This window comes from Streptomyces sp. NBC_01296, assembly GCF_035984415.1.
In the GTDB taxonomy this organism is placed as follows: domain Bacteria; phylum Actinomycetota; class Actinomycetes; order Streptomycetales; family Streptomycetaceae; genus Streptomyces.
This window is the reverse complement of the sequence record NZ_CP130720.1, coordinates 1,461,718-1,486,266: the sequence shown is the minus strand read 5'-3', so window position 1 is coordinate 1,486,266 and position 24,549 is coordinate 1,461,718. Positions and strand designations below refer to the sequence as shown.

Here is a 24,549-nt window from a genome sequence, read left to right as displayed (position 1 = left end):
CTCAGAACTTCTCGGGAAAGAAGAACGCCAGGATCAGATACCCGACCAGGCAGACCGCAACGATGATGCCGACGACATTCTCCGTACTCACCCGTACCCGACTCCTCCGGACGCCCTCAACCGCACCAGCGAACACCAGCGAAGTCGCGAACGAAACGTCCCTGATGCACTCCTAACGGCACTGGGGTGGGACTTTGACGGTGTATTGACGGCCGTTACATCGATAGGGTGAAGGCGGTGTGCCGGGAAGCCTGGTCGGCGTCGCGTGACCGCATGGTCCGCGTCGACTCGGGTGGGGGCGGAATGCGCAGCGTCGGTACGGTCTTGTTCCTCGTGGTGCTGGCCACGGTCGTGGCCACGGGTGCCCGCCGCTGGCGAATCCCCGCGCCCTCACTGCTCGTTGTCGCAGGCCTCGTCGTCGCGCTGATACCGGGCACCCCCGAGATCAGGGTCAGTCCCGAAGTCATCGGGCTCGTCGTGCTGCCGCCCCTGCTCTACGCCAGCGCGGAGGAACTGTCCTGGCGCGAGCTGCGCCTGGTGTGGAAGCCGGTCAGTGTGCTCGCCGTCGGCCTGGTGCTGGCCTCGGCGGCCACGGTCGGGGTGATCGCGTCGCTGATCACTCCTCTGACGTGGCAGATGGCGCTGGTGCTCGGGGCCATCCTCGCGAGTACGGACCCGGTGGCGGTCACCGCACTCGGCCGGCGCCTCGCCCTGCCGCCCCGCGTCCAGGTCCTCGTACAGGCCGAGAGCCTCTTCAACGACGCCACCTCGCTCGTGCTCTTCCGAGTCGCCGTCGTCGTCGCGGCGGCCTCCGCCGGAGTGTCCTGGCAGGCGGCGGGCACCGAGTTCGCACTGCTCGCCGGAGGTGGCACCCTCATCGGGGGAGCCGTCGCCGGGGTGGTGGCGCTGATCCGCCGCAGGACCGAGGACCCGCTACTGGAAACAGTCATCGCCCTGGTGACCCCGTACGCCGCCTACGTGCTGGCGGAGGCGGTGCACGCGTCGGGTGTGACCGCCGTCGTCGTGGCGGGCGTTGTGCTCGGAGGTCGGGCCGAACGGTTGACCAACGCCCGCATCCGGATCCAGTTGCACGCCGTCAACGGCACCGTGGTCTTCCTGCTGGAGAGCGTCGTCTTCAGCCTGATCGGGCTCACCCTGCCGGGACAGGTCGCCGCGCTGACCGCTGCCGACGGACTCTGGCCGCTGTACGCCCTGGCGGTTGCCGCGACCCTGGTCACCGTGCGTCTGCTGTGGGTTCTGCCGCTCTCGGCCGTCGTCCAGCGGAACGCCGGCGTACGCCCGTCTTGGCGCGTCCCGGCCGTGCTGACCTGGGCGGGAACGCGTGGCGTCGTCCCGCTGGCCGCGGCGCTGTCCATCCCGGTCGCCGCAGACGACGGAAGTCTGCTGGGCCAGCGGCCACTTGTACTCGTACTGACGACGTCAGTGGTGGTGGTCACCCTTGTCGCTCAGGGCTTCACGTTGGCCGACGTGGTACGCCGCTCCGGAATCGCCCTCGAACCGGACCACACCGAACGCGAGGAAGCCTCCGCCCGGTGCGCCCTCGCGGCCGCCGGGATCCGGCGACTGGACGAGATGTCCGACCTCGAAGCGGTGCCGGACGTCGTGGCGGACCGGCTTCGGCGCAGTCTGCAGGCCCGTCTCGAACATGCCCGCGACCGTCTGGAGGAAGCCGACCTGGCCGAGTCCGCGGACTACGTGTACCGGCTGCTTCGTCGCGACCTCATCCGGGTCGAGACGGCCGAACTCCAGCGGCTTTACGACGAACACCGCATCAGCGACACCACCCGCCGGAACCTCCAGCGCTCCCTGGACCTGGAGGAGGCACGGCTGGACCTGGCGAGATGATGATCAGCTGGCTCCGCCTACTCCCCAGGCTTCAGGACCTCGTTGCGGATGCCCTGTCGACGGCCGATCTGTACCCCGGTCCAGCCGGCGAGTCGCGCCGTCAGCAGCGCGCGTTGGCATGGGGCCGGGGTCTGCCGGGGGTAGCAGCCGTTTCACACGAATCACGACGGCGTGGAGTTACGGTCTGCTCGGCGCAGCTCTCCGGCTGCCAGGACGACACATGCAGCACCGACGAAGAGCAAGGCAGGGGTGGCGAACATGCTGCGCTGATCGCTCTCCAGGACAGCCTGGTACTGACTCTGGGAGACCTCGACCGTGCCGCGCGCGTGCGGCGTGGTGTCGAAGGCGAAGTACTGACCGTCCTTCACTTCGGCAGCCTGCAAGTTCCCCTCCGTGGCCGCGCTGATGACCGTGATCCCAACACCCGAAATCGCCAATGCCGCAAGGCCCATCTGGGCCTTGCGAGGAAGGCACCTGAACGCCAGCCATACCGAGTGCCGGTCCGCGCGCGTCAGGAGCATACGCACCAGGGCGGATATGAAGATCGGGAAGAGCAGCACGGCAATCACCGCCATCGGCCACCCCGACACGGTCAGCGACAAGGTCCCGGGCAGCCAGGTGAGCGCGGCCAGCACCAACAGCGCGGCGCCCAGCGCGGCCGCGACACCACCATGAGCTTTGAATGTCCAATCCACGCCCCGCAGCCTGACACAGGTGCCCCTCCAAGTCGTTGCCATATCCCGGCGACGACCAATGGGCCTTTCTCAACTTGAAGATGATGGTGCTAGTGTCATTAGCACCATGCTGTTGAGGCTGAACATCGCAGACAACCGCCCCCTGCACGAGCAGGTGGCGGGCGCCATCAGGCGTGCCATCGCTGAGGGCGAGTGTGGTCCGGGTGACCGACTGCCCTCCGCACGCGACCTCTCCCTGGCGCTGGGGGTGAACGTCAACACGGTCCTCCGTGGCCTTCGCGGGCTGCGTGACGAGGGACTGCTGGAGTTCCGGCGCGGTCGCGGTGTGACCGTGACCGAGGGGGCGGACCAGCGGTCGGTGCTGCTCGACCGCGTGCGCGAACTGGTCGGTGATGCGGCGCATCTGGGCTACAGCAAGGCCGATCTCATAGAAATGATCAGGGGGCTGGAATGAACGAGGTGACGGAGCGAAAGCGCGGAGCATGGTGGGGTGTTGCGGGCTGGGTCGTGGCGATCCTGGCCGCGCTCGTCGCACTTCCCTGGGCCGCGAGCGGCCGGCTGCCGGAGCGGCTGGCGACCCACTGGGGCACAGGTTCCGGCGGACCGGACGGCTCGATGCCCCTGTGGGCAGCCGCGCTCTTCCCGGCCTTGATCTGGGTGGTCCTCGTGCTGCTGATCGTCGCGCTCGGGCGGTGGCGTGGGGGAGCGACCTCCGGGCCGACGGTGCGCGGCCGGCCCGTAATGGGGCTGTTGTCCGGCGGTTTCCTCCTCGTCGGCGCGCAGGCATCCATTGTCAGGGCGAACCTGGATCACACGGACTGGCGGCAGGCCGATTCCGTGAGCCTGTGGACTGTGGCGACGCTCGGGGTGGCGGCCATGGCGGGGCTGGCCGAGTGGGCGGTGGCCCGCCGGGATTGGGCTGCGGCGTCACACGCGGTCGCGAGTGGTACGAGCATGGAGATTCCGGCCGGTGAGAGGTTCGTGTGGCTCTCCCGTACGACGAATCCGTGGCTCCACTGGATCGGGGCCCTGGCCGGGCTGGTCGCGCTGGCCGCTGTGCTGCTCGCGGTGAGCGGACTGGTGGATTTGCCGTGGGCGGTCGTCGCACCGTTCGCCACGGTCTCTGTGGCGGTTCTCTCTTGCGCCTCCGTGCAGGCGCGTGTCACCGAGAAGGGTCTGAGCGTGGCCTTCGGCCCGATCGGCTGGCCGGTGCGGCGCTGGCCCGCTCAGGACATCGAATCGGCGCGTGCCGAAAACCGAACCCCCGCTCAGGTGGGGGGCTGGGGGTACCGGCTGAGTGGGTTGGGCACGACGGTGATGCTCCGCAGCGGCGAGTGCCTGGTGATCCATCCCCGGCGGGGGCGCGAGTTCGCGGTGAGCGTGGACGATGCCGAGCGCGGCGCAGCGCTGCTGAACGCCCTGAGTGCGCAGCGCCCCCACTGAGCTGTCAGCGACGCTTGGCTCACGCGGGGACCGGGGTCGCCCGCACCTCGCGTGCCAGGGCCCGGCCGGTGGCGTGGTGGAGGTATTCGCGGGTCAGCCGGAAGCCGGCCGTCCAGGCCAGCAGTCGGCTGGGTCGGTTGTCGCGCGAGCAGCACCAGCTCGCGGTGCGTCCACGTGCCTGGACATCGGCTGCCAAGCTGGCGACGCAGGCCAGTGCGAGACGTTCGCGGCGGCGATCGGGCACGGTGACGACCGCGATGTCCTGGTATGCGGTGCCGAGAAAGTAGGTGCAGGCGACGGAGAGGATCCGGCCCTTGGCGAAAGCGGCCCAGGCGTGGCCTGAGGCAGCCAGCCCGGAGGGTCCGCCCCAACTGGCGTGGATCCAGGCGTTCTCGGAGTGCAGCTCGGCCAGTGCCGGAACGTCCTCGGGTGTCAGCCGCCGCACCGTCACGCCGCGCGGCGTACGGGGGAGGGATACCGATGCCTGAGCCTGGTGGACGTACAGCATCCGTTCCCAGGGGATGACGCGCTCGAACGCGGAGCCGAGGGCGGGCCAGAAGCGTGAGGGCGTCTCGACGTACTGGTCCGCGAACCGAGCCAGGGCGTCCGGGGTGAGCGCGCTGGGGTCGCCGCGCAGCAGCACGTGGTCCGCGCAGGTGACGGCGAGGACGCGGGGCCGGTCAGGACGATCGGCCCACCAGTAGCCTGCGCCCGTGGTCAGTACGTGCTCGGAGAGTGCCCCGAGACCGGGGGAGCCGGTGGGAAACCAACGGCTCAGGGCAGGCAGTTGCTGCGGTGCGATTTCGATCATCAACGCTCCTCGGTGGCGCAGGCGGCCGGGGCAACGCGCTCGTCAAGGTCGTAGTACGCACCGTTGACGATCTCACTCGCGCCCGTGCGGTGCAGCTAGGACCTCGTTGCCGTCGACCGTGACGTTGTGATGAGGCCCGGTGCCGGCTAGGGGCGGGCAGGCACCGGGTGGAAGCGGCCGCCCGCTGTACGGGTGGGGGCGGGCGGCCGCGGATCGGGAACGGTGCGTCAGCGCACCGGCAGGTGAGCAGCGCGCGAGGCCTGGCGCACCGTATGCGGTGGCCGGTCGTCGTGGCGCAGACCGCTGTTCACATCACTCATCCAACTGCCTTGCGAGGCAGGGCTCAAGACAGTCGACCAGTCCTTGACACAGCTCTGATGCCGGCATGACCCGGACGGGTGATGCCGGCATCAGAGCAGAGCGTGTTCACGCCGTAATGCCGTGTACGGGATCAGTCAGGGCAGCGTGACCTTCTCCTGGCCGCAGCCGATACGGATGGACTCCGCCTCGACGTAGGCGGGCAGTAGGTCATGAACGAACGTGAAGTCGTGCTCCCCGAACCGGTCCTTCTGCTCCAGCATGAAGATCACGTCCCCTGTCTGGCACTGCGCCCGGTACACGGCCCGGCTCACATTGAACGATCCGAAGCCGCTGGTGCCCTTGAAAGAAGTGCCGCCCTTGAGCAGATCCTGGGAGAAGGGAGCAGTTAGTGCCGGGTCCACGACGGTCGTCATCCGAACTGCGGCCCTGGGATAGCTGCCGGCCGCCTCGCAGACCCGGGCAGCGCCGCCGGCGCCGCTGACCCGGTCACGTGACAGGCTCTCGCGGTAGGCAGCCGGGAGGGTAAGACCCTTGATGCCGCAGAAGGAGTCCGGCTGGGTGTCCCGCCACGCGACTACGTCCTTCGGTAGATCCGGTGATCGGTAGACCCCGGAGCAGCCCAGCTTGCGTATGACGCCGTTGGTCGTATCCACCACGGCGTGCGCCAGGGCGGCGCGGTCCTCCCGCTCGTACTCCGACGAGATGTCCAGGCCTGCCGGCCCCATGCCGACGTCGACCACGACCGGGCCCTCGAACTGGTCCGGTTTGCCGGTACAGGACTGGGGGAGCGCCATCCAGGCGCGGGAGGAGGAGGCCATGCCGGGGAGGCCTTCTCCGAGCGCCACCATGCCTGCCGCGAGGAACTCCTCGGGCCACTGCCGCCCGTCGCTTCCGTAGAGACCGTCCAGCTTGTGCACCCGTACAGTCAGCTGCCTTCGGGCCCTGTCGTCCTTGTAGCTGGTGATGCGGCACTGGCCGTAGGACAGTCCTTGGCCGTGGGGGTCGGTCTGCAGTATCTGCTCCTCGACCTCGGTCCTGCGGTCGCCGAAGAGGGAGGACACGGTCGAGTCGCCGAGGGAGTCCCAGCAGGGGGCGGGGCCGAGCAGCGGCAGGGTGTCCGTACGCCAGGCGACGGAGCCGGCCCCGAGGAGGCCGCCGACCAGGACGCCTGCGGTGGTGGCCCGGACGGTGCGGTTCCGCAGGAGCCGCCGCAACAGCGGGGGCCGCGCGGGGGAGGGCTCCTGGTGCTTGTCCTGCTGGTCGGTCGGCGTCGCTTCGCTGTCCACTGCAGGTGACACGTTCTCCCCGTCGTCCGCCACGGTGTCCTTTTCCGTTCCGGCGCCGCTGCTGTCCGCGGTCACCTGTTCTCACCGGCCTGGCACCCGATGCGCTTGCTCACCGACGAGGTGAAGTTCGCGAACACCTGCTGTCCGTCCGGGCGGCTCAGGCCCTTGAGGCCGGGCTCGATGTTCCCGTAGAACACGGTCCGCCGACCGTCACAGGTGGCTCGCACGAGGCCCTGGCCGATGCCTTCGGGAAGCCCGTCGAACAGTGCGGCCATGCGAGGCTCGGAGGCCATCAGGAACTGCGCCGCCGGCTCATCGGGTACCCCTCGGGAGCGCCACACCACCGAACAAGTCTGGAGCCGCTCGCCGACCACGCCCACCTGCTGCTGGTAGGCGGAGTCCTTTCCGAACTCGAAGGTCACCCCGGGAATTCGGCACAGAGTACTGGTGGCCCTTTCGTCCTTCTCGGCGGTGACCACCATCGGCGAGGACAGGCGCAGTGGCTTTCCGTGCTTGCAGCCTGCCTTCGCCGCCGCCGTGTCGGCCGCGTCCAGCAGCATCCGCGCGACGTCCATCCGGTTTCCGATGGTGAAGGGCATGGCCTTCTTCCCCAGGTGGCCGTTGCCCCAGCTCTCGCTGCGGATCGTGACCGTGGACGGTCTGCCGTCCACATCACAGGCCTCGGGCAGCACTAGCATGGCCCGGTCGCCGCCGACCAACCCGTTCAGGCCGTCGGGCAGCGGCGAGGCCGAACCGTCGAAGAAGTGGGCTATCCACTCACGGCGCTCCCCGGCTGAGACCGGTACGGGGCCGTACTGGAGGGTGACGCGCTCATCGAAGGTGAGCGGGTCGGTGGAGTCGTCGTCGGCGACCGACGACGAGACGGCGACCGTGCACGTGGCGTTCGGTCTGGCGGGTGAGGGCGGCGCAGATGCGTTGGCCTTGCGGGCGGATCCGGACTTGGTGAGAGCCTTCTCACCGAGGAAGGACGGACCACTGTCCTCCTGCCAGGCCCCCCAGCAGTAGCTCGCCCGGAACGGCCAACTTCCGGTCGCACTCAATCCGTACAACCCGGCACCCGAAACCAGGACCACCCCACCCGCGACAAGGGCGAGGAACCTCCCTCGTCGCCTGCCACCGACGCCCATGACATTCCCCCTCGTGAACCACGTAGATCAGAGCAAACGCACCGATGGTACGTCCCGTGTTCCGTTCCCTGACGGCATCCACATGCCCGACATCAGCGGCGCGTCAAGAAGTGCAGGCTTGCCGTGAGAGGGGCGTCAACGTGGTGCATCGGCTCCCGGCGGTGATCGCAGACTGAGCGGCAAGGGGGGAATCGGACGGCCGTCCGTGATGCGAGGTTGGAGGGCGCGAGTGATCTCCGCCGAGACCATGCCCGGTCCGTACCGCGGCGGGCCGGACCCGAGCCGGGACGCATCACGGTCCGGCCGTCGCCTCCGGGGGAAAGCCAACGGTCCGGTCCGGATCTCCAACTGCGACAGCAAGGCGGCGCCCCGATGACCCGGGTGCTGGTGGTGGATGACGAACCGCAGCTTGCACGGTTGCGGGTCATCAATCTGAAGGCGCGGAAGTACGACGTGGACTGCGCGCAGGACGGGGGCACGGCCCTGGAGGCCGTGGCGGCCTGCCGCCCGGACGTGGTCCTGCTCGACCTCGGGCTGCCCGACATGGACGGGATCGATGTGATCAAGCGGCTGCGCGTGTGGTCGCAGGTGCTCGTCCTGGTGGTCTCCGCCCGCCACGGCTGCGGGAGAAGATCCAAGCCCTGGACGCGGGTGCCGACGACTACATCACCAAGCCTTTCAGCATGGACGAACTGCTCGCCAGGCTGAAAGCCGTGGCTCGCCGCACCCTGACACAAGGCTCGGCCGCCGCGGACGAAGCGGTCGTCGAGACCGAGGAGTTCACGGTCGACCTGCTCGCCAAGAAGGCCAGGCGCAGGGAGAAGAGCATCAGGCTCACGCCGACGGAATGGCATCTGCTGGAGGTCCTGATCCGCAACCGGGGCCGGCTCGTCAGCCAGCGGCATCTGCTCCAGGAGGTGTGGGGTTCCTCGTACGGAACGCAGACCAACTACCTGCGGGTGTACATGGCTCACCTGCGGCGGAAGCCGGAAGCGGACCCGTCGCACCCGCGCCATCTGATCACCGATCCCGGCATGGGCTACCGCTTCGAGGCGTGAGTGAGGCCAGGCTGACGGGGCGCCGTCAAGGTCCCGTCAATTCCGTGCCTACCGCGTATGGATCGCGCCAACGTAACTGGTGAGTCGCACTGTTGAGCCAGATGCTGGCGTGCACGCGGGGCCGTACGAACGGCCCGGGTGGGGGCTGGAGCGCGAGTGACGATCACCGCCGGTACGGAACAGACTCAGGGCGCGGGCGCGCCGGAGGCCGTCGCCGAAACCCCGATACCTGACGTACCGCGCTGGCTGCTCCCCGGGTCGTCGAGCCATGGGGAGGAACCGCCAGGACGGCAGCCTTGGCGTTCTCACCAGGCCGTCGCCCGGGTTGCCCGCTTGCTCGTCAGCCGCTTCTGGGACACCTTGCCCGGCCGGCTGCGCCTCGTACGTGCGGCGTGTGTGCTGCTCGCAGCCGGGCTGCTGATCCTGCTCGCGGTCGCGGCGACGGGTATGACCACCGCGTGGGATGAGACAGTGCAGCGCGACGCGCCCCGCACGATCTCGGCGACACAGCTCAGCCTCGCCCTCAACGACATGGACGCGCAGACCGCCAACATTCTTCTCTCCAGCGGAGATTCAGGTACCGGCAAGGGCCGTTTGGAAGAGTCGTACGCCAAGGCGAACGGCTTCTACCGGGAGGCACAGGAGACCATCAGCCGCTCGCTGCGCACGCTCGCCGCCGCCTCTGAGGGAGATCCCGCCACCGAGGCGACCGTCGTGACGCTCACCGACGACTTCGCGCACTACCAGGAACTGATCGGGCGGGCACTGGAGAACGACAATCGCCCCGGCGGGAAGGACGCCGCCCGGGAGGACTACCGGACCGCGACAGACCTCCTCGCCGGCCGTCTGCTCCCGGAGGCCCGCAAGCTCGTCGACGCCAACAACGCCGTGTACGAGCGCCAGTACGCCGCGGCGCGAGGCGACCTCGAAGTGCAGCGAACCGCGGAAGCCGTGCTCGGCGTGTTGCTGATCGCGGCGCTCGTAGTCCTCCAGATCCACCTCGCCCGCCGCTTTCACCGAGTCTTCAACCCGGGACTGATCGCCGCCACCCTCTGCGCCGCGGTCGCGGTCGTTTCCGCCGCCCAGCTGCTCACGATCACCCACGACCGGATGAAGGTCGCCCGCCGGGACTCCTTCGACTCCGTCATCGCGCTGTCGCGGTCCAAAGCGATCGGCTACGACGCCAACGCCGACGAGAGCCGCTACCTCCTGGACCCGGTCCGCCGAGCCGCGTACGAGCTCTCATTCCTCAACAAGTCTCATCAGCTGTACGGGATTCAGAGCGCCGGGCTCGACACGTATGACAGGAAGCTCGCCGACACGTGGGCCGCCTACCGGAGCAACCACGAGGACAAGACCTTCACCGGAGAGTACCGGCGCGAACTGGACAACATCACCTTCGCGGGGGAGCGGGAAGCCGCCGAGAAGACGGTCGAGGCGTACGCCGTCTACCAGCGCGACGACCGGACCTTCCGGCGACTTGTGGCCAAGGGGAAGCAGCAGGAGGCGACGGTCTTCTGCATCGGCTGGGCGTCGGACACCTCCAACGCCCACTTCGGGGAGTGGATGAAGGCCCTGGACCAGGTCACGGCCATCAACCAGCGACACTTCGACCTCGCCGTCCGAGAGGGCCGCGGGGCACTGACCACCCAGGCTCCGATGGCCGGCACGGCGCTGCTGCTCACGGCAGGTTTGACTGTGCTGGGGCTGCGGCGACGGCTGGCCGAGTTCCGGTGAGAGGGACCCGTCAACGTGTGCCCTGTAGCTCGTCGCGCGCTGGCTGACTGTGGCGCGCGGCCGGAACCGGGCCGCCCCGCACGTCGCGTCATACGCCCAGTTGTGTGCGAATGAGCGTGTCGAGCCGCTGCCATGCCGGGGACGAGGCGTTGACCGTGCCCTGGATGAGGGAGGGGATCTCGGAGGCGGTATCCAGCCCGGGTAGAGCGTCGGATCCGTAGCGTTCCCGGGTCGCCCCGGCGATCCGGTGGGCGAGGTCGTCGATGCGTGGGTCGTCGGCGTCGAGGTCGTACGCGTGGTCGTAGTCGAGGTAAAGCTGTCGTAGCGCTGGGTCGGCCGTGGTCTCGGCCTGGTCGTGGAACAGGGTGAACGCGCGGTCCGGGTGGGTGGCGAACACGAGGATCCACAGATCGCGTTGCAGGTCCACCCAGCGAGGCGTGAATCCCCAGCGAGCCAGGCGCTCGAGATGGGCCCCGACCTCGGCGGGCAGCGGCGCCAGCTGCCCGGCGGCCAGCTGGCGCAGGCGCCCTTGCGTTGCCCGCAGACCACGGATACGGGCCGTGAGCTCGTCGTCGTTCTCGCGCAACGCCTGCTGGAACTCCTCGTCGGTCGCCGATCTCAGGTCCCGGATACGGGCCAGCGGGATGCCGGCTTCGGCGAGCGTCCTGATCTTGATCAGGTCGACGGCGTCGTTCGCGCCGTACCGGCGGTAGCCGGAAGCATCGCGGTCGGGTTCGGGGAGCAGGCCCTTGTCGTGATAGACGCGGATCGTCTTGGTCGACACTCCGACATACCTGGAGGAAGTAGGTGCAGGTCACGGCCACGATGCGGTCGCCTTGGAATGTGGCCCATGCGTAGCCGGAGCGGGCGAGGGCCTCGGGGCCGCCCCAGGTGCGGTGGATCCAGCTCATCGAGGGCGGAAGCGTGGTGAGCGCCCGGACATCCCGCGCGGTCAGCCTGCGCACGGTGGCACCCCTCGGCGGTCGGGCGGCCGGTACGGGGGATCGCTTGACGTACACCACGCGCTGGAAGCGGCCCGGAGCCTCGACGTAGTGGTCCGCGAATACCGCGAGATCCCTCGGTGTGAGGGCCTGCGGGTCTCCGCGCAGGAGTAGGTGGTCCCCGCACTCGGCAGCGATCACGCGCGGCTGGATGACGCGGTCCACCCACCAGCGGCCGGCCTCGGTGGTCAGCACGTGCTCGGTCAGGGCGGCCGAGCACGGGGCACCTATCGGGAACCAGCGGACGAGGGCCGGGAGTCGGTGGGGCGGCAGGTTGATCACGAGACTTCCTTGCTGGGACATGGAAGTGGGGCGGACCTGTCGCAGGGCCGCCCCACGGGGTGGGCTGATGACTAGCAGTTGGGCTTGCTGCCGTGGTTGGAGCCTTTCTTGCGGCGGGCCCTCTTCTTGCGTGCGCGCTTGGACATGTCCGTGGATCCCTTCAGGCGGTGTGGCCGACGAGCAGGTCGGCGAGCTTGTTGAGGCGCTTGACCGTGCGGTCCTCCGTGGCGGCCGGGGCCGGGGCGACCCGCTCGGAGCGGTCGTAGTACGCGCCGTTGACGATCTCGGTCGCCGGGTCGCAGAGGCGTACGACGTGCTGGGCGCCCTCGGCGGCCGGCGCGCCCTCGTGGCCGTACAGCGGGAGAAGACCGGTCTCGCAGACGCCGGGGTTGACGGAGACGGCGGTGACGCGCGGGTCGGCGGCGAAGACGGTCAGCGCCAGCTGCGACTGCGCGTACGCGGCGAGGCGGGAGTAGCGGCGCACGCGCTGCGGGTCGTTCCACTGGATGGCGCCCGAGCGGTGGAGGGCGGAGGAGACGTTGACGACGCGCCCGCCGGGGTCGCTGGTGAGGGCGGGCTCCAGGAGGTTGGTGAGGAGGTAGTGGGCCAGGAAGTTGACCTGGAAGGAGATCTCGTTGCCGTCGGCGGTGAGCGTGTGGCGCTCGGGTGCGGCGATGGCCGCGTTGTTGACGAGTACGTCCAGGCGCGGGTGCTCCCGTACGACGGCGTGGGCGAGGTTCTCGACCTCCTCCAGCCGTACGAAGTCGGCGGCGAGCGGCCGGAGACGGGCGCCGTCCACACCGGCGGTGGCAACGAGCCGGTCGGCGGCGGCCTGGGCCTCCTCGGGCGTGCGGCCGTGGAGGAGGACGGTGGCACCGCGCTGGGCGAGCTGACGGGCGGTCTCGTAGCCGATGCCGGAGGTGGCGCCGGTGACGAGGACGGTACGTCCGGACAGGGATGAAGACATGTGGGATTCCTGGAAGCAGGCATGGCCGAAGTGCCCGGCGCCCCAGCGAGAGGCTGGTGCGTGGGCTTGGACCATGCGGTGAAGGTGAGGATGCGTACGAGGCCTCGGTCAGCGCCCTTCAGGGGGCTGACGGCAGGTACGCCGAGGACGGCGCGGCCGAAGTCAGAAGGCCGGGCGGACAGCGGGCGCCGTCGGCTGCACCGGATTCGGTGGCCGATCGTCATAGCGCGGACCGCTGTTCATGGCGCAATCCCAGCGCATCGGGGACCCGGAGGCAAGCGCTCGAAGGCTTCTTGACGACCTTCTGATGACCTTTCGTCAGAGCCGCATCAAAGATCGACTTCCGCGCGGAAGGAACCCGTCAAGGAGTACTGCCGGAGCTGTCTGCCTGGCGCAGACTGGTTGGAGCGACGGAGCCGGACGACGGACCGGCGGCACGCGGCTGGTGGGCGGTGACCTGAACACTGCCCGAGAGACGCATGGTCCCACCGTGGGGGTACGGACCGATGCGACCGCGTGTCGGTCACCCGTCGCACAACACATGAGCCGTCCGGCTCTCCGGTGTGGGGATACCGGGGCCGGACGGCTCGCGTGTTTCGGTCGGCAGCCCGTATTCGGGGAGTCGCCCTGCCGGTCGCCTCGTTGTCAGGTGACCGCAGACGTCGGGAGCTCCGGTGACACCTGGGGGACGTCCCCTGCTATGGGGAGGGTGATGACCATGGTGAGGCCGCCGCCGGGGGTGTCCTCGGCGGTGAGGGTGCCTCCGATGGCCTCGGTGAAGCCGCGGGCGACCGCGAGGCCCAGGCCCACGCCCGCGCCGCGCGGGGCGTCGCCGTGGCGCTGGAACGGCTCGAAGATGCGGTCTTTGGCTTCGTCCGGGACGCCGGGCCCGCGGTCTACGACGCGCAGCTCGACGCGGCTGGCGAGGGCGCTGGCGGAGACGTGCACGGGTTGGCCGTCGGGGCTGTACTTGACGGCGTTCTCGACTATGTTGGCGACGGCCCGCTCCAGGAGGCCGCGGTCGACGGCGACCATCGGCAGGGTCTCGGGGATGTCGAGCGCGACGCTGTCCTCGGGTACGCCGCCCAGGGCCATGGGGACGACCTCGTCGAGGTCGGTCTCTCGGATCAGCGGGACGACGGTGCCGGTGTTGAGGCGGGACATGTCCAGGAGGTTCCCGATCAGGGCCGCGAGACGGTCGGCTCCGTCCTCGATGCCTTCGAGGAGTTCGGCCTTGTCGTCCTCGGACCATTCGACGTCGTCGGAGCGCAGGGAGCTGACGGATGCCTTGATGCCGGCGAGCGGGGTGCGCAGGTCGTGGCTGACGGCGGCGAGGAGCGCGGTACGGATGCGGTTGGCCTCGGCGAGTTCGCGGGACTTCTCGGCCTCGTCGACGAGACGCTGGCGGTCGAGTACGACTGCGGCCTGGGCGGCGAAGGCGCCGAGGACGCGGCGGTCCTCGGCGGGCAGGACCCGGCCCGTGAGGGCGAGGGCCATGTTGTCGCCTATGGGGAGGTCGACATCCGCGTCCTCGGGGCGGCTGACGGGACCGGTGCCGACGGACGCCGCCGTCGTCCAGGGGTCCACCTCGCTGCTGCGTTCCAGCAGGACGACCGACTGCATGGCGAAGGTCTCGCGGAGCCGCTCGAGGAGCGCGTCGAGGGAGTTCTCGCCGCGCAGGACGCTGCCGGCGAGGAAGGAGAGAATCTCGGATTCGGCGCGCAGGCGGGCCGCTTGGTGGGTGCGCCGGGCGGCCAGGTCGACCACGGAGGCCACCGACACCGCCACGCCGACGAAGATCACGATGGCGACGATGTTCAAGGGGTCGGAGATCGTGAACTCGTGCAGCGGCGGCGTGAAGTAGTAGTTCAGCAGCAGGGACCCGAACGCCGCCGAGGCGAGCGCGGGGAGCAGCCCGCCGAGCAGGGCCGCCGCCACCGTGAACGTGAGGAAGAGCAGCATGTCGTTCGCGAGCCCGAGCTCGGGGACGAGCTGGCTCAACAGCACGGTGAGCAGGGCGGGGCCGGCGATGCCGGTGAGCCAGCCCCAGATGATGCGCGAGCGGCCGAGCCGCGCGCCGCGGGCGACGGGCAGTCCGCGGCCCTTGGCGGCCTCGTCGTGGGTGACGATGTGCACGTCGAGGTCGGGCCCGGATTCGCGGGCGACTGTGGCGCTGACGCCCTGGCTGAACGCGTACTGCCAGGACCGGCGGCGGCTGACGCCGAGCACGATCTGGGTGGCGTTGACGCCTCGGGCGAACTCCAGCAGGGCGTCGGAGACGTTGTCGCCTATGACGTGGTGGAACGTGCCGCCCAGGTCCTCGACCAGGGTCCGCTGGACGGCCAGCTCCTTGGGGGAGGCGGAGGTGAGTCCGTCGCTCGCGGCGATGTAGACGGCGAGGACCTCGCCGCCCGCGCCCTTCTCGGCGAGGCGGGCGGCGCGCCGGATGAGCGTACGGCCCTCCGGGCCGCCGGTGAGGCCGACGACGATGCGTTCGCGGGCCTGCCAGGTGGAGCGGATGTTGTGCTCGCCGCGGTATTCCTGGAGATACTCGTCCACCCGGTCGGCGACCCACAGCAGCGCCAGCTCGCGCAGCGCGGTCAGATTGCCGGGGCGGAAGTAGTTCGAGAGGGCCGCGTCGACCTTGTCGGGCTTGTAGACGTTGCCGTGTGCCATGCGTCGGCGCAGCGCCTGCGGCGACATGTCGACGAGCTCGATCTGGTCGGCGCGGCGCGCGACCTCGTCCGGAACGGTTTCCCGCTGGCGGACGCCTGTGATCGTCTCGACCACATCACCCAGCGATTCGAGATGCTGGATGTTGACGGTCGAGACGACGTCGATGCCGGCCTGGAGCAGCTCCTCCACGTCCTGCCAGCGCTTGGCGTTCCGCGAGCCCGGCACGTTCGTGTGCGCGAGTTCGTCCACGAGCGCCACCGCGGGGCGACGCGCCAGGATCGCGTCGACGTCCATCTCGGTGAAGGTGCTGCCCCTGTACTCGATCTCGCGCCGCTCGATGAGCTCAAGGCCGTGCAGCATCACCTCAGTCCGCGGCCTGCTGTGGTGCTCGACGAAGCCCACGACGCAGTCGGTGCCCCGCTCGACCCGGCGGTGCGCCTCGGACAGCATCGCGTACGTCTTGCCGACGCCGGGTGCCGAACCGAGGTAGATGCGGAGCTTGCCGCGTCCCATGTTCAGACTCTTCTTCTCTGTTGACGATCGGGCAGGTGGTCAGGGTTCGAAGCGGTAGCCCATGCCCGGTTCGGTGATCAGGTACCGGGGGTGCGAGGGGTCCGCTTCCAGCTTGCGCCGTAGCTGAGCCATGTATACGCGCAGGTAGTTGGTGTTCTCCCCATAGCTCGGGCCCCAGACTTCCAGCAGGAGCCGTCCCTGTGTGATCAGCCGGCCCGGGTGGGTGATGAGGATTTCCAGCAGGTGCCACTCGGTCGGGGTCAGCCGTACAGTGCGGTCGCCCCGGTGTACCTTCTTCGCGACCAGGTCGACGGTGAACTCGTCGGTCGTGATGACGGCGACCTTGTCGGCCTGGGAGGCAGCAGTCGGCTCCTGCCTACGGGCTGCCGCCCGCAGCCGGGCCAGGAGCTCGTCCATGCTGAACGGTTTCGTCACGTAGTCGTCCGCGCCGGCATCCAGCGCTCGGATCTTGTCCTCCGAGGTGTGACGCGCGGAGAGGACCAGGATGGGGACCCGGCTCCAGCCGCGGACGCTCTTGATGACTTCGATGCCGTCCATGTCCGGGAGGCCGAGGTCCAGCACTATGACGTCCGGCTTGCGGGCGGCCGCGAGCCGCAGGGCCGAGCCCCCGTCGGAGGCCTCGTCGACGTCGAACTTGCGCGCCTGGAGATTGATCTTCAGTGCGCGGACGAGCTGAGGGTCGTCCTCCACCACCAGCACCCGGGTCATCGGTGTGCAGCCTTTCCTTCGTTGCGGGCACGGTAAGGGGCCGGCGGGACGCGAACGTTCCGCGTCCCGCCGGCCCCCGGTTCGTGCGATGTGGAACATCAGCTCTTGGTCAGTGCCTTGAGTGCGGTGTTGAGTTCGAGGACGTTGACGCGGGGTTCGCCCATGAAGCCGAGGGTGCGGCCGGTGGTGTGGTCGGCGACGAGCTTCTCGACCTGCTTGACGTCGAGCTTGTTCTGCTCGGCGACCCGGTGGATCTGCAGCTTGGCGTAGGTGGGGGAGATGTTCGGGTCGAGGCCGGAGCCGGAGGAGGTGACGGCGTCGGCCGGGACGTCCTGCGGCTTCACCGTGTACGAGGCCGTCGTGTTGTCCGCGATGACCGCGGCCTTGGCGTCCTCGACCAGCTTGACCAGGTCCGGGTTGTCGCCGGCCTTGTTGGTGGCGCCGGAGAGGATCAGCGAGTACTGGGTGTTGACGCTGTTGGAGCCGAGGCCGTTGGAGGGGCGCGGCTGGAACCACTTGAGGTCCGGCTTGGCGGTCTCTTCGGGGTCGTCGGGGTTCTGCTTGGGGAGGTTGTAGGTCTGGCCGATGAGGGAGGAGCCGACGACCTGGCCGCTCTTGTCCTTGATCTCGGAACCGTTGGCCTGGTCGCCGAAGGCGACCTGAGCGATGCCGGTGACGGCCAGCGGGTACAGGACGCCGCAGACGATCGTCAGAACCAGCAGCGCGCGCAGACCGGCCCACAGCAGACGAGCGGTGTTTCCTACGGAGTTGTTCATGGCTCAGCCGATTCCGGGGATGAGGGAGATGAGCATGTCGATGATCTTGATTCCGATGAACGGGGCGATCAGACCGCCCACGCCGTACAGCCCCAGATTGCGGCGGAGCATCTTGTCGGCGCTGGTCGGCTTGTACTGCACGCCCTTGAGGGCGAGCGGGACCAGGGCGATGATGATCAGCGCGTTGAAGATGACGGCGGAGAGGATCGCCGACTCGGGCGAGGAGAGGCCCATGATGTTGAGCTTGTCCAGGCCGGGGTAGACCACGGCGAACATCGCGGGGATGATCGCGAAGTACTTGGCGACGTCGTTGGCGATGGAGAACGTGGTCAGGGCACCACGCGTGATCAGCAGCTGCTTGCCGATCTCAACGATTTCGATGAGCTTGGTGGGGTTGGAGTCCAGGTCCACCATGTTCCCGGCCTCCTTGGCGGCCGAGGTACCGGTGTTCATCGCCACGCCCACGTCCGCCTGCGCGAGCGCGGGGGCATCGTTGGTGCCGTCGCCGGTCATCGCGACGAGCTTGCCGCCGGCCTGCTCCCGCTTGATGAGGGCCATCTTGTCCTCGGGAGTGGCCTCCGCGAGGAAGTCGTCGACACCCGCCTCCTCCGCGATCGCCTTGGCCGTCAGCGGGTTGTCACCCGTGATCATCACGGTCTTGATGCCCATGCGGCGCAGCTCGTCGAACCGCTCCCGCATGCCCTCCTTGACGACGTCCTTGAGGTGGATGACGCCCAGGATCCGGGCGCCCTTCTCGTCCTCGACGGCGACGAGCAGCGGGGTACCGCCGGCTTCCGAGATCTTGTTTGCGAGGAGGTCGGCGTCGTCGGAGACCTCGCCGCCCTGCTCCTTGACCCAGGTGATGACCGAGCCGGCCGCGCCCTTGCGGGTCTGCTTGCCGTCCACGTCCACACCCGACATACGGGTCTGGGCCGTGAAGGCGATCCAGTCGGCGTGCGCCAGCTCGCCCTGGTGACGCTCGCGCAGCCCGTACTTCTCCTTCGCCAGGACGACGATGGAACGGCCCTCGGGCGTCTCGTCCGCGAGGGACGACAGCTGGGCGGCGTCCGCCAGCTCGGCCTCGGTCGTGCCCTTGACGGGTACGAACTCCGACGCCTGGCGGTTGCCGAGGGTGATCGTGCCCGTCTTGTCGAGCAGCAGGGTCGAGACGTCACCCGCGGCCTCGACGGCTCGGCCGGACATGGCGAGGACGTTGCGCTGGACCAGGCGGTCCATGCCCGCGATGCCGATCGCGGAGAGCAGGGCGCCGATGGTGGTCGGGATCAGGCAGACCAGCAGTGCCGTGAGCACGATCATCGACTGCTTGGCCCCCGCATAGATCGCGAAGGGCTGCAGGGTGACGACCGCGAGCAGGAAGACGATCGTCAGCGAGGCGAGCAGGATGTTCAGCGCGATCTCGTTCGGCGTCTTCTGCCGCGCAGCGCCCTCGACCAGGGCGATCATGCGGTCGATGAAGGTCTCGCCGGGCTTCGTCATGATCTTGACGACGATCCGGTCGGAGAGGACCTTGGTGCCGCCGGTGACCGCCGAGCGGTCGCCGCCCGACTCCCGGATCACCGGGGCGGACTCGCCCGTGATGGCGGACTCGTCGACCGACGCGACGCCCTCGACCACGTCACCGTCGCCGGGGATGACGTCCCCGGCCTCGCAGACCACCAGGTCGCCGATCTTCAGCTCGGTGCCCGGGACCTGCTCCTCGCCCTTGCCGTCCTTGGTCAGGCGGCGGGCGACGGAGTCGGTCTTGGCCTTGCGCAGGGTGTCGGCCTGGGCCTTGCCGCGGCCCTCGGCGACGGCTTCGGCGAGGTTGGCGAAGATCGTGGTGAGCCACAGCCAGGCGGTGATGGCCCAGCCGAACCAGTCCGTCGGGTCCTTCAGCGCGAGGACGGTGGTGACCACCGAGCCGATCAGGACCACGAACATGACCGGAGACTTGATCATGATCCGGGGGTCGAGCTTGCGCACCGCGTCAGGGAAGGACTTCAGCAGCTGCTTCGGGTCGAACAGGCCGCCGCCCACGCGTCCGGCGCCCGGCTTGTGGCCGGTGGGCACGTCCTGGTGCGGAGCCCTGGTGGGTGTGGCGGTGCTCATGATGCGAGCCCTTCGGCGAGCGGACCCAGCGCCAGGGCCGGGAAGTAGGTGAGTCCGGTGATGATGAGGATCGTGCCGACGAGCAGGCCGGTGTAGAGCGGCTTGTCGGTGCGCAGGGTGCCGGCGGTCTCGGGGACGGGCTTCTGCTCGGCGAGCGAGCCGGCCAGCGCGAGGACGAACACCATGGGCAGGAAACGGCCCAGCAGCATGGCGATGCCGATGGTGCTGTTGAACCACTGGGTGTCGGCGTTCAGGCCCGCGAACGCGGAGCCGTTGTTGTTGGCGCCCGAGGTGTAGGCGTAGAGAACCTCGGAGAACCCGTGTGCGCCGGAGTTCAGCATCGAGTGGGGCGGGGTGGGCAGGGCCATGGCCGCGGCGGTGAAGCAGAGCACCAGGGCGGGGGTGATGAGGATGTAGCAGGCGGCGAGTTTGATCTCGCGGGTGCTGATCTTCTTGCCCAGGTACTCGGGGGTGCGGCCGACCATCAGGCCGGCGATGAACACGGCGATGATCGCCATGATCAGCATGCCGTAGAGGCCGGAGCCGACGCCGCCGGGCGCGATCTCGCCGAGCTGCATGCCCAGCAGCTGGATGCCGCCGCCGAGACCGGTGAAGGAGGAGTGGAAGGAGTTGACCGCACCGGTCGAGGTGAGCGTGGTGGCGACCGAGAAGATCGCGGAGGCGCCGATGCCGAAGCGGGTCTCCTTGCCCTCCATCGCCCCGCCGGCGACCTCGAAGGCCGGGCCGTGGTGGGCGAACTCGGTCCACATCATCAGCGCGGTGAAGCCGAGCCAGATCGTGGCCATCGTCGCGAGGATCGCGTAGCCCTGGCGCAGGTTGCCGACCATGCGGCCGAAGGTCCGGGTCAGGGCGAAGGGGATGACGAGGATCAAGAAGATCTCGAAGAGGTTCGAGAACGGGGTGGGATTCTCGAAGGGGTGGGCGGAGTTGGCGTTGAAGTAGCCGCCGCCGTTGGTGCCCAGCTCCTTGATGGCCTCCTGCGAGGCGACCGCGCCGCCGTTCCACTGCTGGGTGCCGCCCAGGAACTGGCCGACCTCGTGGATGCCGGCGAAGTTCTGGATCGCGCCGCAGGCGACCAGGACGATCGCGCCGATCACGGCGATCGGCAGGAGGATGCGGAGGGTGCCGCGGACCAGGTCGGACCAGAAGTTGCCGAGTTCGCCGGTGCGGGAGCGGGCGAAGCCCCGTACGAGGGCCACGGCGACGGCCATGCCGACCGCGGCCGAGACGAAGTTCTGCACCGCGAGGCCGCCGGTCTGTACGACGTGGCCCATGGCCTGCTCGCCGTAGTACGACTGCCAGTTGGTGTTCGACACGAAGGAGGCGGCGGTGTTGAAGGCCTGGTCCGGGTCGATCGCGGAGAAGCCGAGCGAGCCGGGCAGGATCCCCTGGGCCCGCTGCAGGGCGTAGAGGAAGAGGACGCTCACGGCGGAGAAGGCGAGGACGCCGCGCAGGTACGCGGGCCAGCGCATCTCGGCCGAGGGGTTGGCGCCGATGGCCTTGTAGATCCACTTCTCCGGGCGGTAGTGCTTCTCGGAGGAGTAGACGCGGGCCATGTAGTCGCCCAGGGGGCGGTAGGCCAGCGCGAGCGCGGCCATCAGTGCGAGGAGCTGGAGCACACCAGCGAGAACGGGACTCATCGGTGGCTAGAACCTCTCCGGGTACACAAGGGCGAGGACGAGGTATCCGAGCAGGGAGACGGCCACGACGAGGCCGACGATGTTTTCGGCGTTCACAGCTTGGTCACCCCCCGGGCGATGAGAGCCACCAGCGCGAACACCGCGACCGTGGTGACGACGAAGGCCAGATCGGCCACCGTGAGCTCCTGGATGATGTGGAAGAAATGAAATCGGCCAGATGGCCGATGACGAGATAACCGTGTCTTCAGCCCGGCGTTAAGACACCTTGACGGGGTCCATACGGGCGCACGGGAACTCTTAACGCCACCCTTACGGGAAGCGCCGGAGAAGGCCTGGTCAGCCCTGGTGGGACAGGCCGGCCGTGTCCAGGGCGGCGCCTGCCTGTGCGGCCAGCGCGACGGCCACCAGGCGGTCCTGTTCCGGGGGCAGCGGGCCGGGGAGGGGATCCAGCAGGAAGCGGCCGTAGTAGTGCCCGCCGCCGACGACTCGCAGTTCGGTCTCGCCGTCCGGCCAGTCGGCGTACTCCGTCACCCGGCCCGGGCGGTGCAGCCACAGGCCGCCCTCGTGCCCAAGGCGCGGCAGGTTTCCCATCAGGGTTCCGTATTCGAAGCGGCAGCCGCGCAGCCCCAGCAGGCCGACGAGTTCCCGGCGTACGTACTCGACCACCGCCTCCGGCGAGCGGCCGTCCTCGGTCAGCCGGGCGGTTCCCTGGAGGCTCGACAGATGGGCGGCGTCGGTGATCACGGTCGTCTGGAGCCGGCGTGCGCGTACCGCCAGCTGCGAGACGATCAGGCCGACAACAAGCAGCAGGACCGCCGTCTCGATGTCGTCGCGGTCAGCGATCACGAACCGCTGATAGGGCTCGGTCAGGAAGAAGTCGAACCAGACGGCCGCCGACAGCGCGGCCGCCGCTCCGGCGACACGTGTACCGACGGCGGCAACCGCTACCACCGCGACGGCAAGGATCAGAGCCGCGTTCGGCGCCGAAAGATCCGTGCGGAAGGGCACGAGTACGAACGCCACGAGGAACGGGACCACGAGGGCCGCGAGCAAGGCGGCCGTGTCGTGAAATCGATACCCGGACATGTGATGCCTCCTGTCCGGACACGAGGGGTTCGAAATCAGAACTTCTCGGGCCTGATCAGTGCGACCACGAGATAGCCGAGCAGAGCAAGGGCGATGACCAGCCCGACCACGTTCTCCGCTTCCATCTGGACCTTCTCCCTCTTCCGGGGGCGGGGCGGGGTACCACCCTCATCAAACCCTGCCCCCTGTCGGAGGGACAGCCACACACCCCGGCCAGGTTTTGACGCACCTCATACGGCTGTCCCGCCTCGGCATCAAAGGCGCGTGAAGACTCGAGTGGCGACCGTATGGATAACGCCAAGAACACTGGCAATCCGGCCACGGCGTTCCGACGCTGTCCTCACTTTGTCCAACGGAGGAACAGCGAAAGATGTCCATAGACATGGGAGAGCCGAGCACGGCAGGACAGGCCCCCGGCACGGAGGAACCTCCTGATACCGGCGTACGGACACCGGCGGCTGGGGACCGGCACCGGCTGACCGCCCTCCAGGGACTGGCCGCGCTGTCGCTGGACGCCATGGCATCCGTGGCGTACGGGCCGGAGTCGATCGTGCTCGTCCTGGCCGCGGCCGGTGCCTATGGGATGGGTTTCACCCTCCCCGTCACCCTGGCGATCGCCGCCCTGCTGGCGGTGCTGGTGGCCTCGTACCGGCAGGTCATCGCCGCGTTCCCGGACGGCGGCGGCTCGTACGCCGTGGCCAAGAAGCACCTCGGCCGACGTACGAGTCTGGTCGCCGCGGCCTCGCTGATCCTGGACTACGTCCTGAACGTGGCCGTGTCCGTCACGGCCGGTGTGGCCGCCCTGACCTCGGCGTTCCCGGAGCTGTCCGGGGAGCGGGTGTGGATCTGCCTGGGCATCCTGGTTCTGGTCACCGCGGTGAACCTGCGCGGGGTCGTGGAATCCGCCAAGGCGTTCCTCGTACCCACCGCCGTGTTCGTCGGGTCGATCCTCGCGATGGTCGTCGTGGGACTCTTCCGCGACGGTCCCGTCAGCACCGTCTCCGCTGCCGGGCACGCCTCCGCCCTCGGCGAGGGCGCGACCACCGTCGGCGCGCTCCTGCTGCTGAAGGCCTTCGCCGCCGGCTGTTCGGCCCTGACCGGCGTCGAGGCCGTCGCCAACGCAGTGCCCTCGTTCCGGGCCCCGGCCGCCCGCCGCGCCCAGCGCACCGAGGTCGCCCTCGGCGCGCTCCTGGGCGTGATGCTGATCGGCCTGTCGATCCTCATCGGCCGCTTCCACCTCCAGCCCGTCGAGGGTGTCACCGTCCTCGCCCAGCTCGCGGACGCCTCCTTCGGCCACAACCTCGCCTTCTACGTGGTCCAGTTCGCCACCATGGTGCTGCTCGCGCTGGCCGCGAACACCTCCTTCGGCGGGCTGCCCGTCCTGATGAGCCTCCTGGCCCGCGACAACCACCTGCCGCACGTCTTCGCCCTCAAGGCCGACCGCCAGGTCCACCGCCACGGCGTGGTCTGGCTGGCGCTTGTCTCGGCCCTCCTGCTCGTCTTCTCCGGCGGCGACACCAACACCCTCGTCCCGCTCTTCGCCATCGGCGTCTTCATCGGCTTCACCATCTGCCAGGTCGGCATGGTCCGGCACTGGTACGGGGAGCGGCCGCGGGGCTGGCAGGCGAAGGCGGCGCTCAACGGCTTGGGCGCCCTGCTGACCGGGGTCTCGGCCGTCGTCGTCACCGCCACCAAGTTCACCGAGGGCGCCTGGATCATCGTCCTCGCCCTGCCGCTGCTCGTTCTCGGCTTCGAGAAGATCCACCGCGCGTACACCGAGATCGGCGAACGCCTGGAGCTCGGCCGGATTCCGCAGGCCCCGCGGCGCTCCGGCTCCGTGGTCGTGGTCCCCGTCTCCGGTCTGTCCCGCCTGACCAGCCAGGCCCTCACCGCCGCCCGCTCACTCGGCGATGACGTCCTCGCCGTCACCGTCACCCACCCGACCCCCGAGGACCGCCAGACCGCTGAAGCCCTCAGGCGTGACTGGGAGTTGTGGAAGCCCGGCGTCGAACTGATCGAGCTTTCCTCGGAAACACGCTCCCTCGGCCGCCCCCTGGCGGCGTACGTGCGGAAGCTGTCCCAGTCCCACCCGGACGCCCAGGTGACCGTCCTGATCCCGGAGACCGAACCGGCCCACCTGTGGCAGCGGCTGCTCCAGAACCAGCGCGGCTCCGTCGTGGCCCACGCGGTCCGCCGCGACACCGACGCGGTGATCTGCCGGCTGCGCTTCCGTATCACGGCCGACGCACGCTGACGTGCGTTGACGTCCCTCTGACGGCGGCTTGACGCGTCTTGTGCGCCGCCATCAAGAAGGTGCCAATTCCCGCGCCCACATGGGAATTTCCCATGGAACGGGCAGTAGTTTCCTGCCTGTTGCGCCGCCG

21 protein-coding genes and 1 pseudogene are annotated in these 24,549 nt (G+C 69.1%); 6 read left to right on the top strand and 16 right to left on the bottom strand.

The annotated features are described in order from the left end of the window. Window position 1: 1 nt before the first annotated feature. Window positions 2-91: a K(+)-transporting ATPase subunit F gene (gene kdpF, locus OG299_RS07080; protein ID WP_327360926.1), complete on the bottom strand. Its 90-nt coding sequence runs from the start codon at window positions 89-91 to the stop codon at window positions 2-4. A gap of 212 nt (window positions 92-303) precedes the next feature. Here kdpF (OG299_RS07080) and OG299_RS07075 point away from each other — a divergent pair, with 212 nt between their 5' ends. Next, on the top strand, window positions 304-1,866 hold the full coding sequence (locus OG299_RS07075; protein ID WP_327360925.1) for a Na+/H+ antiporter: 1,563 nt from the start codon (window positions 304-306) through the stop codon (window positions 1,864-1,866). 161 nt (window positions 1,867-2,027) lie between these two features. Here the strand turns inward: OG299_RS07075 and OG299_RS07070 are convergent, their stop codons facing one another. Further along, window positions 2,028-2,561, bottom strand: a complete 534-nt coding sequence (locus tag OG299_RS07070) for a hypothetical protein (RefSeq protein WP_327360924.1) — start codon at window positions 2,559-2,561, stop codon at window positions 2,028-2,030. A 106-nt stretch (window positions 2,562-2,667) separates the two neighbouring features. Here OG299_RS07070 and OG299_RS07065 point away from each other — a divergent pair, with 106 nt between their 5' ends. Beyond that, on the top strand, window positions 2,668-3,015 hold the full coding sequence (locus OG299_RS07065) for a GntR family transcriptional regulator (RefSeq protein WP_327360923.1): 348 nt from the start codon (window positions 2,668-2,670) through the stop codon (window positions 3,013-3,015). Further along, a complete protein-coding gene (locus tag OG299_RS07060) occupies window positions 3,012-4,004 on the top strand; it encodes a DUF1648 domain-containing protein (RefSeq protein WP_327360922.1) in 993 nt (330 codons plus the stop codon). The genes OG299_RS07065 and OG299_RS07060 overlap by 4 nt, the downstream gene beginning before the upstream one ends. 19 nt (window positions 4,005-4,023) lie before the next feature. Here OG299_RS07060 and OG299_RS07055 read toward each other — a convergent pair whose 3' ends face one another. From OG299_RS07055 to OG299_RS07045, 3 genes are all read right to left on the bottom strand, one after another. After that, entirely contained in the window at window positions 4,024-4,815 is a 792-nt protein-coding gene (locus OG299_RS07055; RefSeq protein ID WP_327360921.1) for a GNAT family N-acetyltransferase, read from the bottom strand. Window positions 4,816-5,270: 455 nt separating this feature from the next. After that, entirely contained in the window at window positions 5,271-6,497 is a 1,227-nt protein-coding gene (locus OG299_RS07050; protein WP_327360920.1) for a hypothetical protein, read from the bottom strand. Next, window positions 6,494-7,483, bottom strand: coding sequence for a hypothetical protein (locus OG299_RS07045; RefSeq protein ID WP_327360919.1), 990 nt, complete (start codon window positions 7,481-7,483; stop codon window positions 6,494-6,496). The genes OG299_RS07050 and OG299_RS07045 overlap by 4 nt, the downstream gene beginning before the upstream one ends. A gap of 459 nt (window positions 7,484-7,942) precedes the next feature. Here OG299_RS07045 and OG299_RS07040 point away from each other — a divergent pair. Both OG299_RS07040 and OG299_RS07035 read left to right on the top strand, forming a co-directional pair. Further along, window positions 7,943-8,628 (top strand): annotated as a pseudogene (locus tag OG299_RS07040) (response regulator). 333 nt (window positions 8,629-8,961) lie between these two features. Beyond that, window positions 8,962-10,365 carry a GlnX family signal transduction membrane protein gene (locus OG299_RS07035; protein ID WP_327360918.1) on the top strand — a complete coding sequence of 468 codons (1,404 nt, stop codon included), beginning with the start codon at window positions 8,962-8,964 and terminating at the stop codon, window positions 10,363-10,365. An 88-nt stretch (window positions 10,366-10,453) separates the two neighbouring features. Here the strand turns inward: OG299_RS07035 and OG299_RS07030 are convergent, their stop codons facing one another. The 11 genes from OG299_RS07030 to kdpF (OG299_RS06985) form a co-directional block, all read right to left on the bottom strand. Beyond that, window positions 10,454-11,149, bottom strand: a complete 696-nt coding sequence (locus OG299_RS07030; protein WP_327360917.1) for a MerR family transcriptional regulator — start codon at window positions 11,147-11,149, stop codon at window positions 10,454-10,456. A 570-nt stretch (window positions 11,150-11,719) separates the two neighbouring features. Continuing rightward, window positions 11,720-11,794: a 50S ribosomal protein bL37 gene (locus OG299_RS42700; RefSeq protein ID WP_371681089.1), complete on the bottom strand. Its 75-nt coding sequence runs from the start codon at window positions 11,792-11,794 to the stop codon at window positions 11,720-11,722. A gap of 14 nt (window positions 11,795-11,808) precedes the next feature. Beyond that, the gene (locus OG299_RS07025) at window positions 11,809-12,615 is read right to left on the bottom strand and encodes an SDR family NAD(P)-dependent oxidoreductase (RefSeq protein ID WP_327360916.1); all 807 of its coding nucleotides are present in this window, start codon (window positions 12,613-12,615) and stop codon (window positions 11,809-11,811) included. A 645-nt stretch (window positions 12,616-13,260) separates the two neighbouring features. Continuing rightward, a complete protein-coding gene (locus OG299_RS07020) occupies window positions 13,261-15,804 on the bottom strand; it encodes an ATP-binding protein (RefSeq protein WP_327360915.1) in 2,544 nt (847 codons plus the stop codon). Window positions 15,805-15,843: 39 nt separating this feature from the next. After that, window positions 15,844-16,533 carry a response regulator gene (locus tag OG299_RS07015; RefSeq protein ID WP_327360914.1) on the bottom strand — a complete coding sequence of 230 codons (690 nt, stop codon included), beginning with the start codon at window positions 16,531-16,533 and terminating at the stop codon, window positions 15,844-15,846. Between the two features lie 98 nt (window positions 16,534-16,631). Then, window positions 16,632-17,309: a potassium-transporting ATPase subunit C gene (locus tag OG299_RS07010; protein ID WP_327360913.1), complete on the bottom strand. Its 678-nt coding sequence runs from the start codon at window positions 17,307-17,309 to the stop codon at window positions 16,632-16,634. 3 nt (window positions 17,310-17,312) lie between these two features. Continuing rightward, entirely contained in the window at window positions 17,313-19,418 is a 2,106-nt protein-coding gene (gene kdpB / locus OG299_RS07005; protein WP_327360912.1) for a potassium-transporting ATPase subunit KdpB, read from the bottom strand. Further along, complete coding sequence (gene kdpA / locus OG299_RS07000) at window positions 19,415-21,079, bottom strand: potassium-transporting ATPase subunit KdpA (RefSeq protein ID WP_327360911.1); 1,665 nt, start codon at window positions 21,077-21,079, stop codon at window positions 19,415-19,417. Before kdpA ends, kdpB begins: the two co-directional genes overlap by 4 nt. 6 nt (window positions 21,080-21,085) lie before the next feature. Continuing rightward, window positions 21,086-21,175, bottom strand: coding sequence for a K(+)-transporting ATPase subunit F (gene kdpF / locus OG299_RS06995; RefSeq protein ID WP_037789535.1), 90 nt, complete (start codon window positions 21,173-21,175; stop codon window positions 21,086-21,088). 240 nt (window positions 21,176-21,415) lie between these two features. Next, window positions 21,416-22,165, bottom strand: coding sequence for a DUF4118 domain-containing protein (locus tag OG299_RS06990; RefSeq protein ID WP_327360910.1), 750 nt, complete (start codon window positions 22,163-22,165; stop codon window positions 21,416-21,418). 35 nt (window positions 22,166-22,200) lie between these two features. Beyond that, window positions 22,201-22,290 carry a K(+)-transporting ATPase subunit F gene (gene kdpF / locus OG299_RS06985; protein ID WP_327360909.1) on the bottom strand — a complete coding sequence of 30 codons (90 nt, stop codon included), beginning with the start codon at window positions 22,288-22,290 and terminating at the stop codon, window positions 22,201-22,203. A gap of 245 nt (window positions 22,291-22,535) precedes the next feature. Between kdpF (OG299_RS06985) and OG299_RS06980 the strand changes: the two genes are divergently transcribed. Further along, a complete protein-coding gene (locus tag OG299_RS06980; protein ID WP_327360908.1) occupies window positions 22,536-24,419 on the top strand; it encodes an APC family permease in 1,884 nt (627 codons plus the stop codon). Window positions 24,420-24,549 lie beyond the last annotated feature (130 nt).

Coding starts and splice junctions, on each gene's coding strand:
- OG299_RS07015 (WP_327360914.1), bottom strand. CDS start 16,533: ATGACCCGGGTGCTGGTGGTGGAGGACGACCCTCAGCTCGTCCGCGCA.
- kdpA (WP_327360911.1), bottom strand. CDS start 21,079: ATGAGTCCCGTTCTCGCTGGTGTGCTCCAGCTCCTCGCACTGATGGCC.
- OG299_RS07060 (WP_327360922.1), top strand. CDS start 3,012: ATGAACGAGGTGACGGAGCGAAAGCGCGGAGCATGGTGGGGTGTTGCG.
- OG299_RS07055 (WP_327360921.1), bottom strand. CDS start 4,815: ATGATCGAAATCGCACCGCAGCAACTGCCTGCCCTGAGCCGTTGGTTT.
- OG299_RS07010 (WP_327360913.1), bottom strand. CDS start 17,309: ATGAACAACTCCGTAGGAAACACCGCTCGTCTGCTGTGGGCCGGTCTG.
- OG299_RS07020 (WP_327360915.1), bottom strand. CDS start 15,804: ATGGGACGCGGCAAGCTCCGCATCTACCTCGGTTCGGCACCCGGCGTC.
- OG299_RS07075 (WP_327360925.1), top strand. CDS start 304: ATGCGCAGCGTCGGTACGGTCTTGTTCCTCGTGGTGCTGGCCACGGTC.
- OG299_RS07065 (WP_327360923.1), top strand. CDS start 2,668: ATGCTGTTGAGGCTGAACATCGCAGACAACCGCCCCCTGCACGAGCAG.
- OG299_RS07025 (WP_327360916.1), bottom strand. CDS start 12,615: ATGTCTTCATCCCTGTCCGGACGTACCGTCCTCGTCACCGGCGCCACC.
- kdpB (WP_327360912.1), bottom strand. CDS start 19,418: ATGAGCACCGCCACACCCACCAGGGCTCCGCACCAGGACGTGCCCACC.
- kdpF (WP_327360909.1), bottom strand. CDS start 22,290: ATGGAAGCGGAGAACGTGGTCGGGCTGGTCATCGCCCTTGCTCTGCTC.
- OG299_RS06980 (WP_327360908.1), top strand. CDS start 22,536: ATGTCCATAGACATGGGAGAGCCGAGCACGGCAGGACAGGCCCCCGGC.
- OG299_RS06990 (WP_327360910.1), bottom strand. CDS start 22,165: ATGTCCGGGTATCGATTTCACGACACGGCCGCCTTGCTCGCGGCCCTC.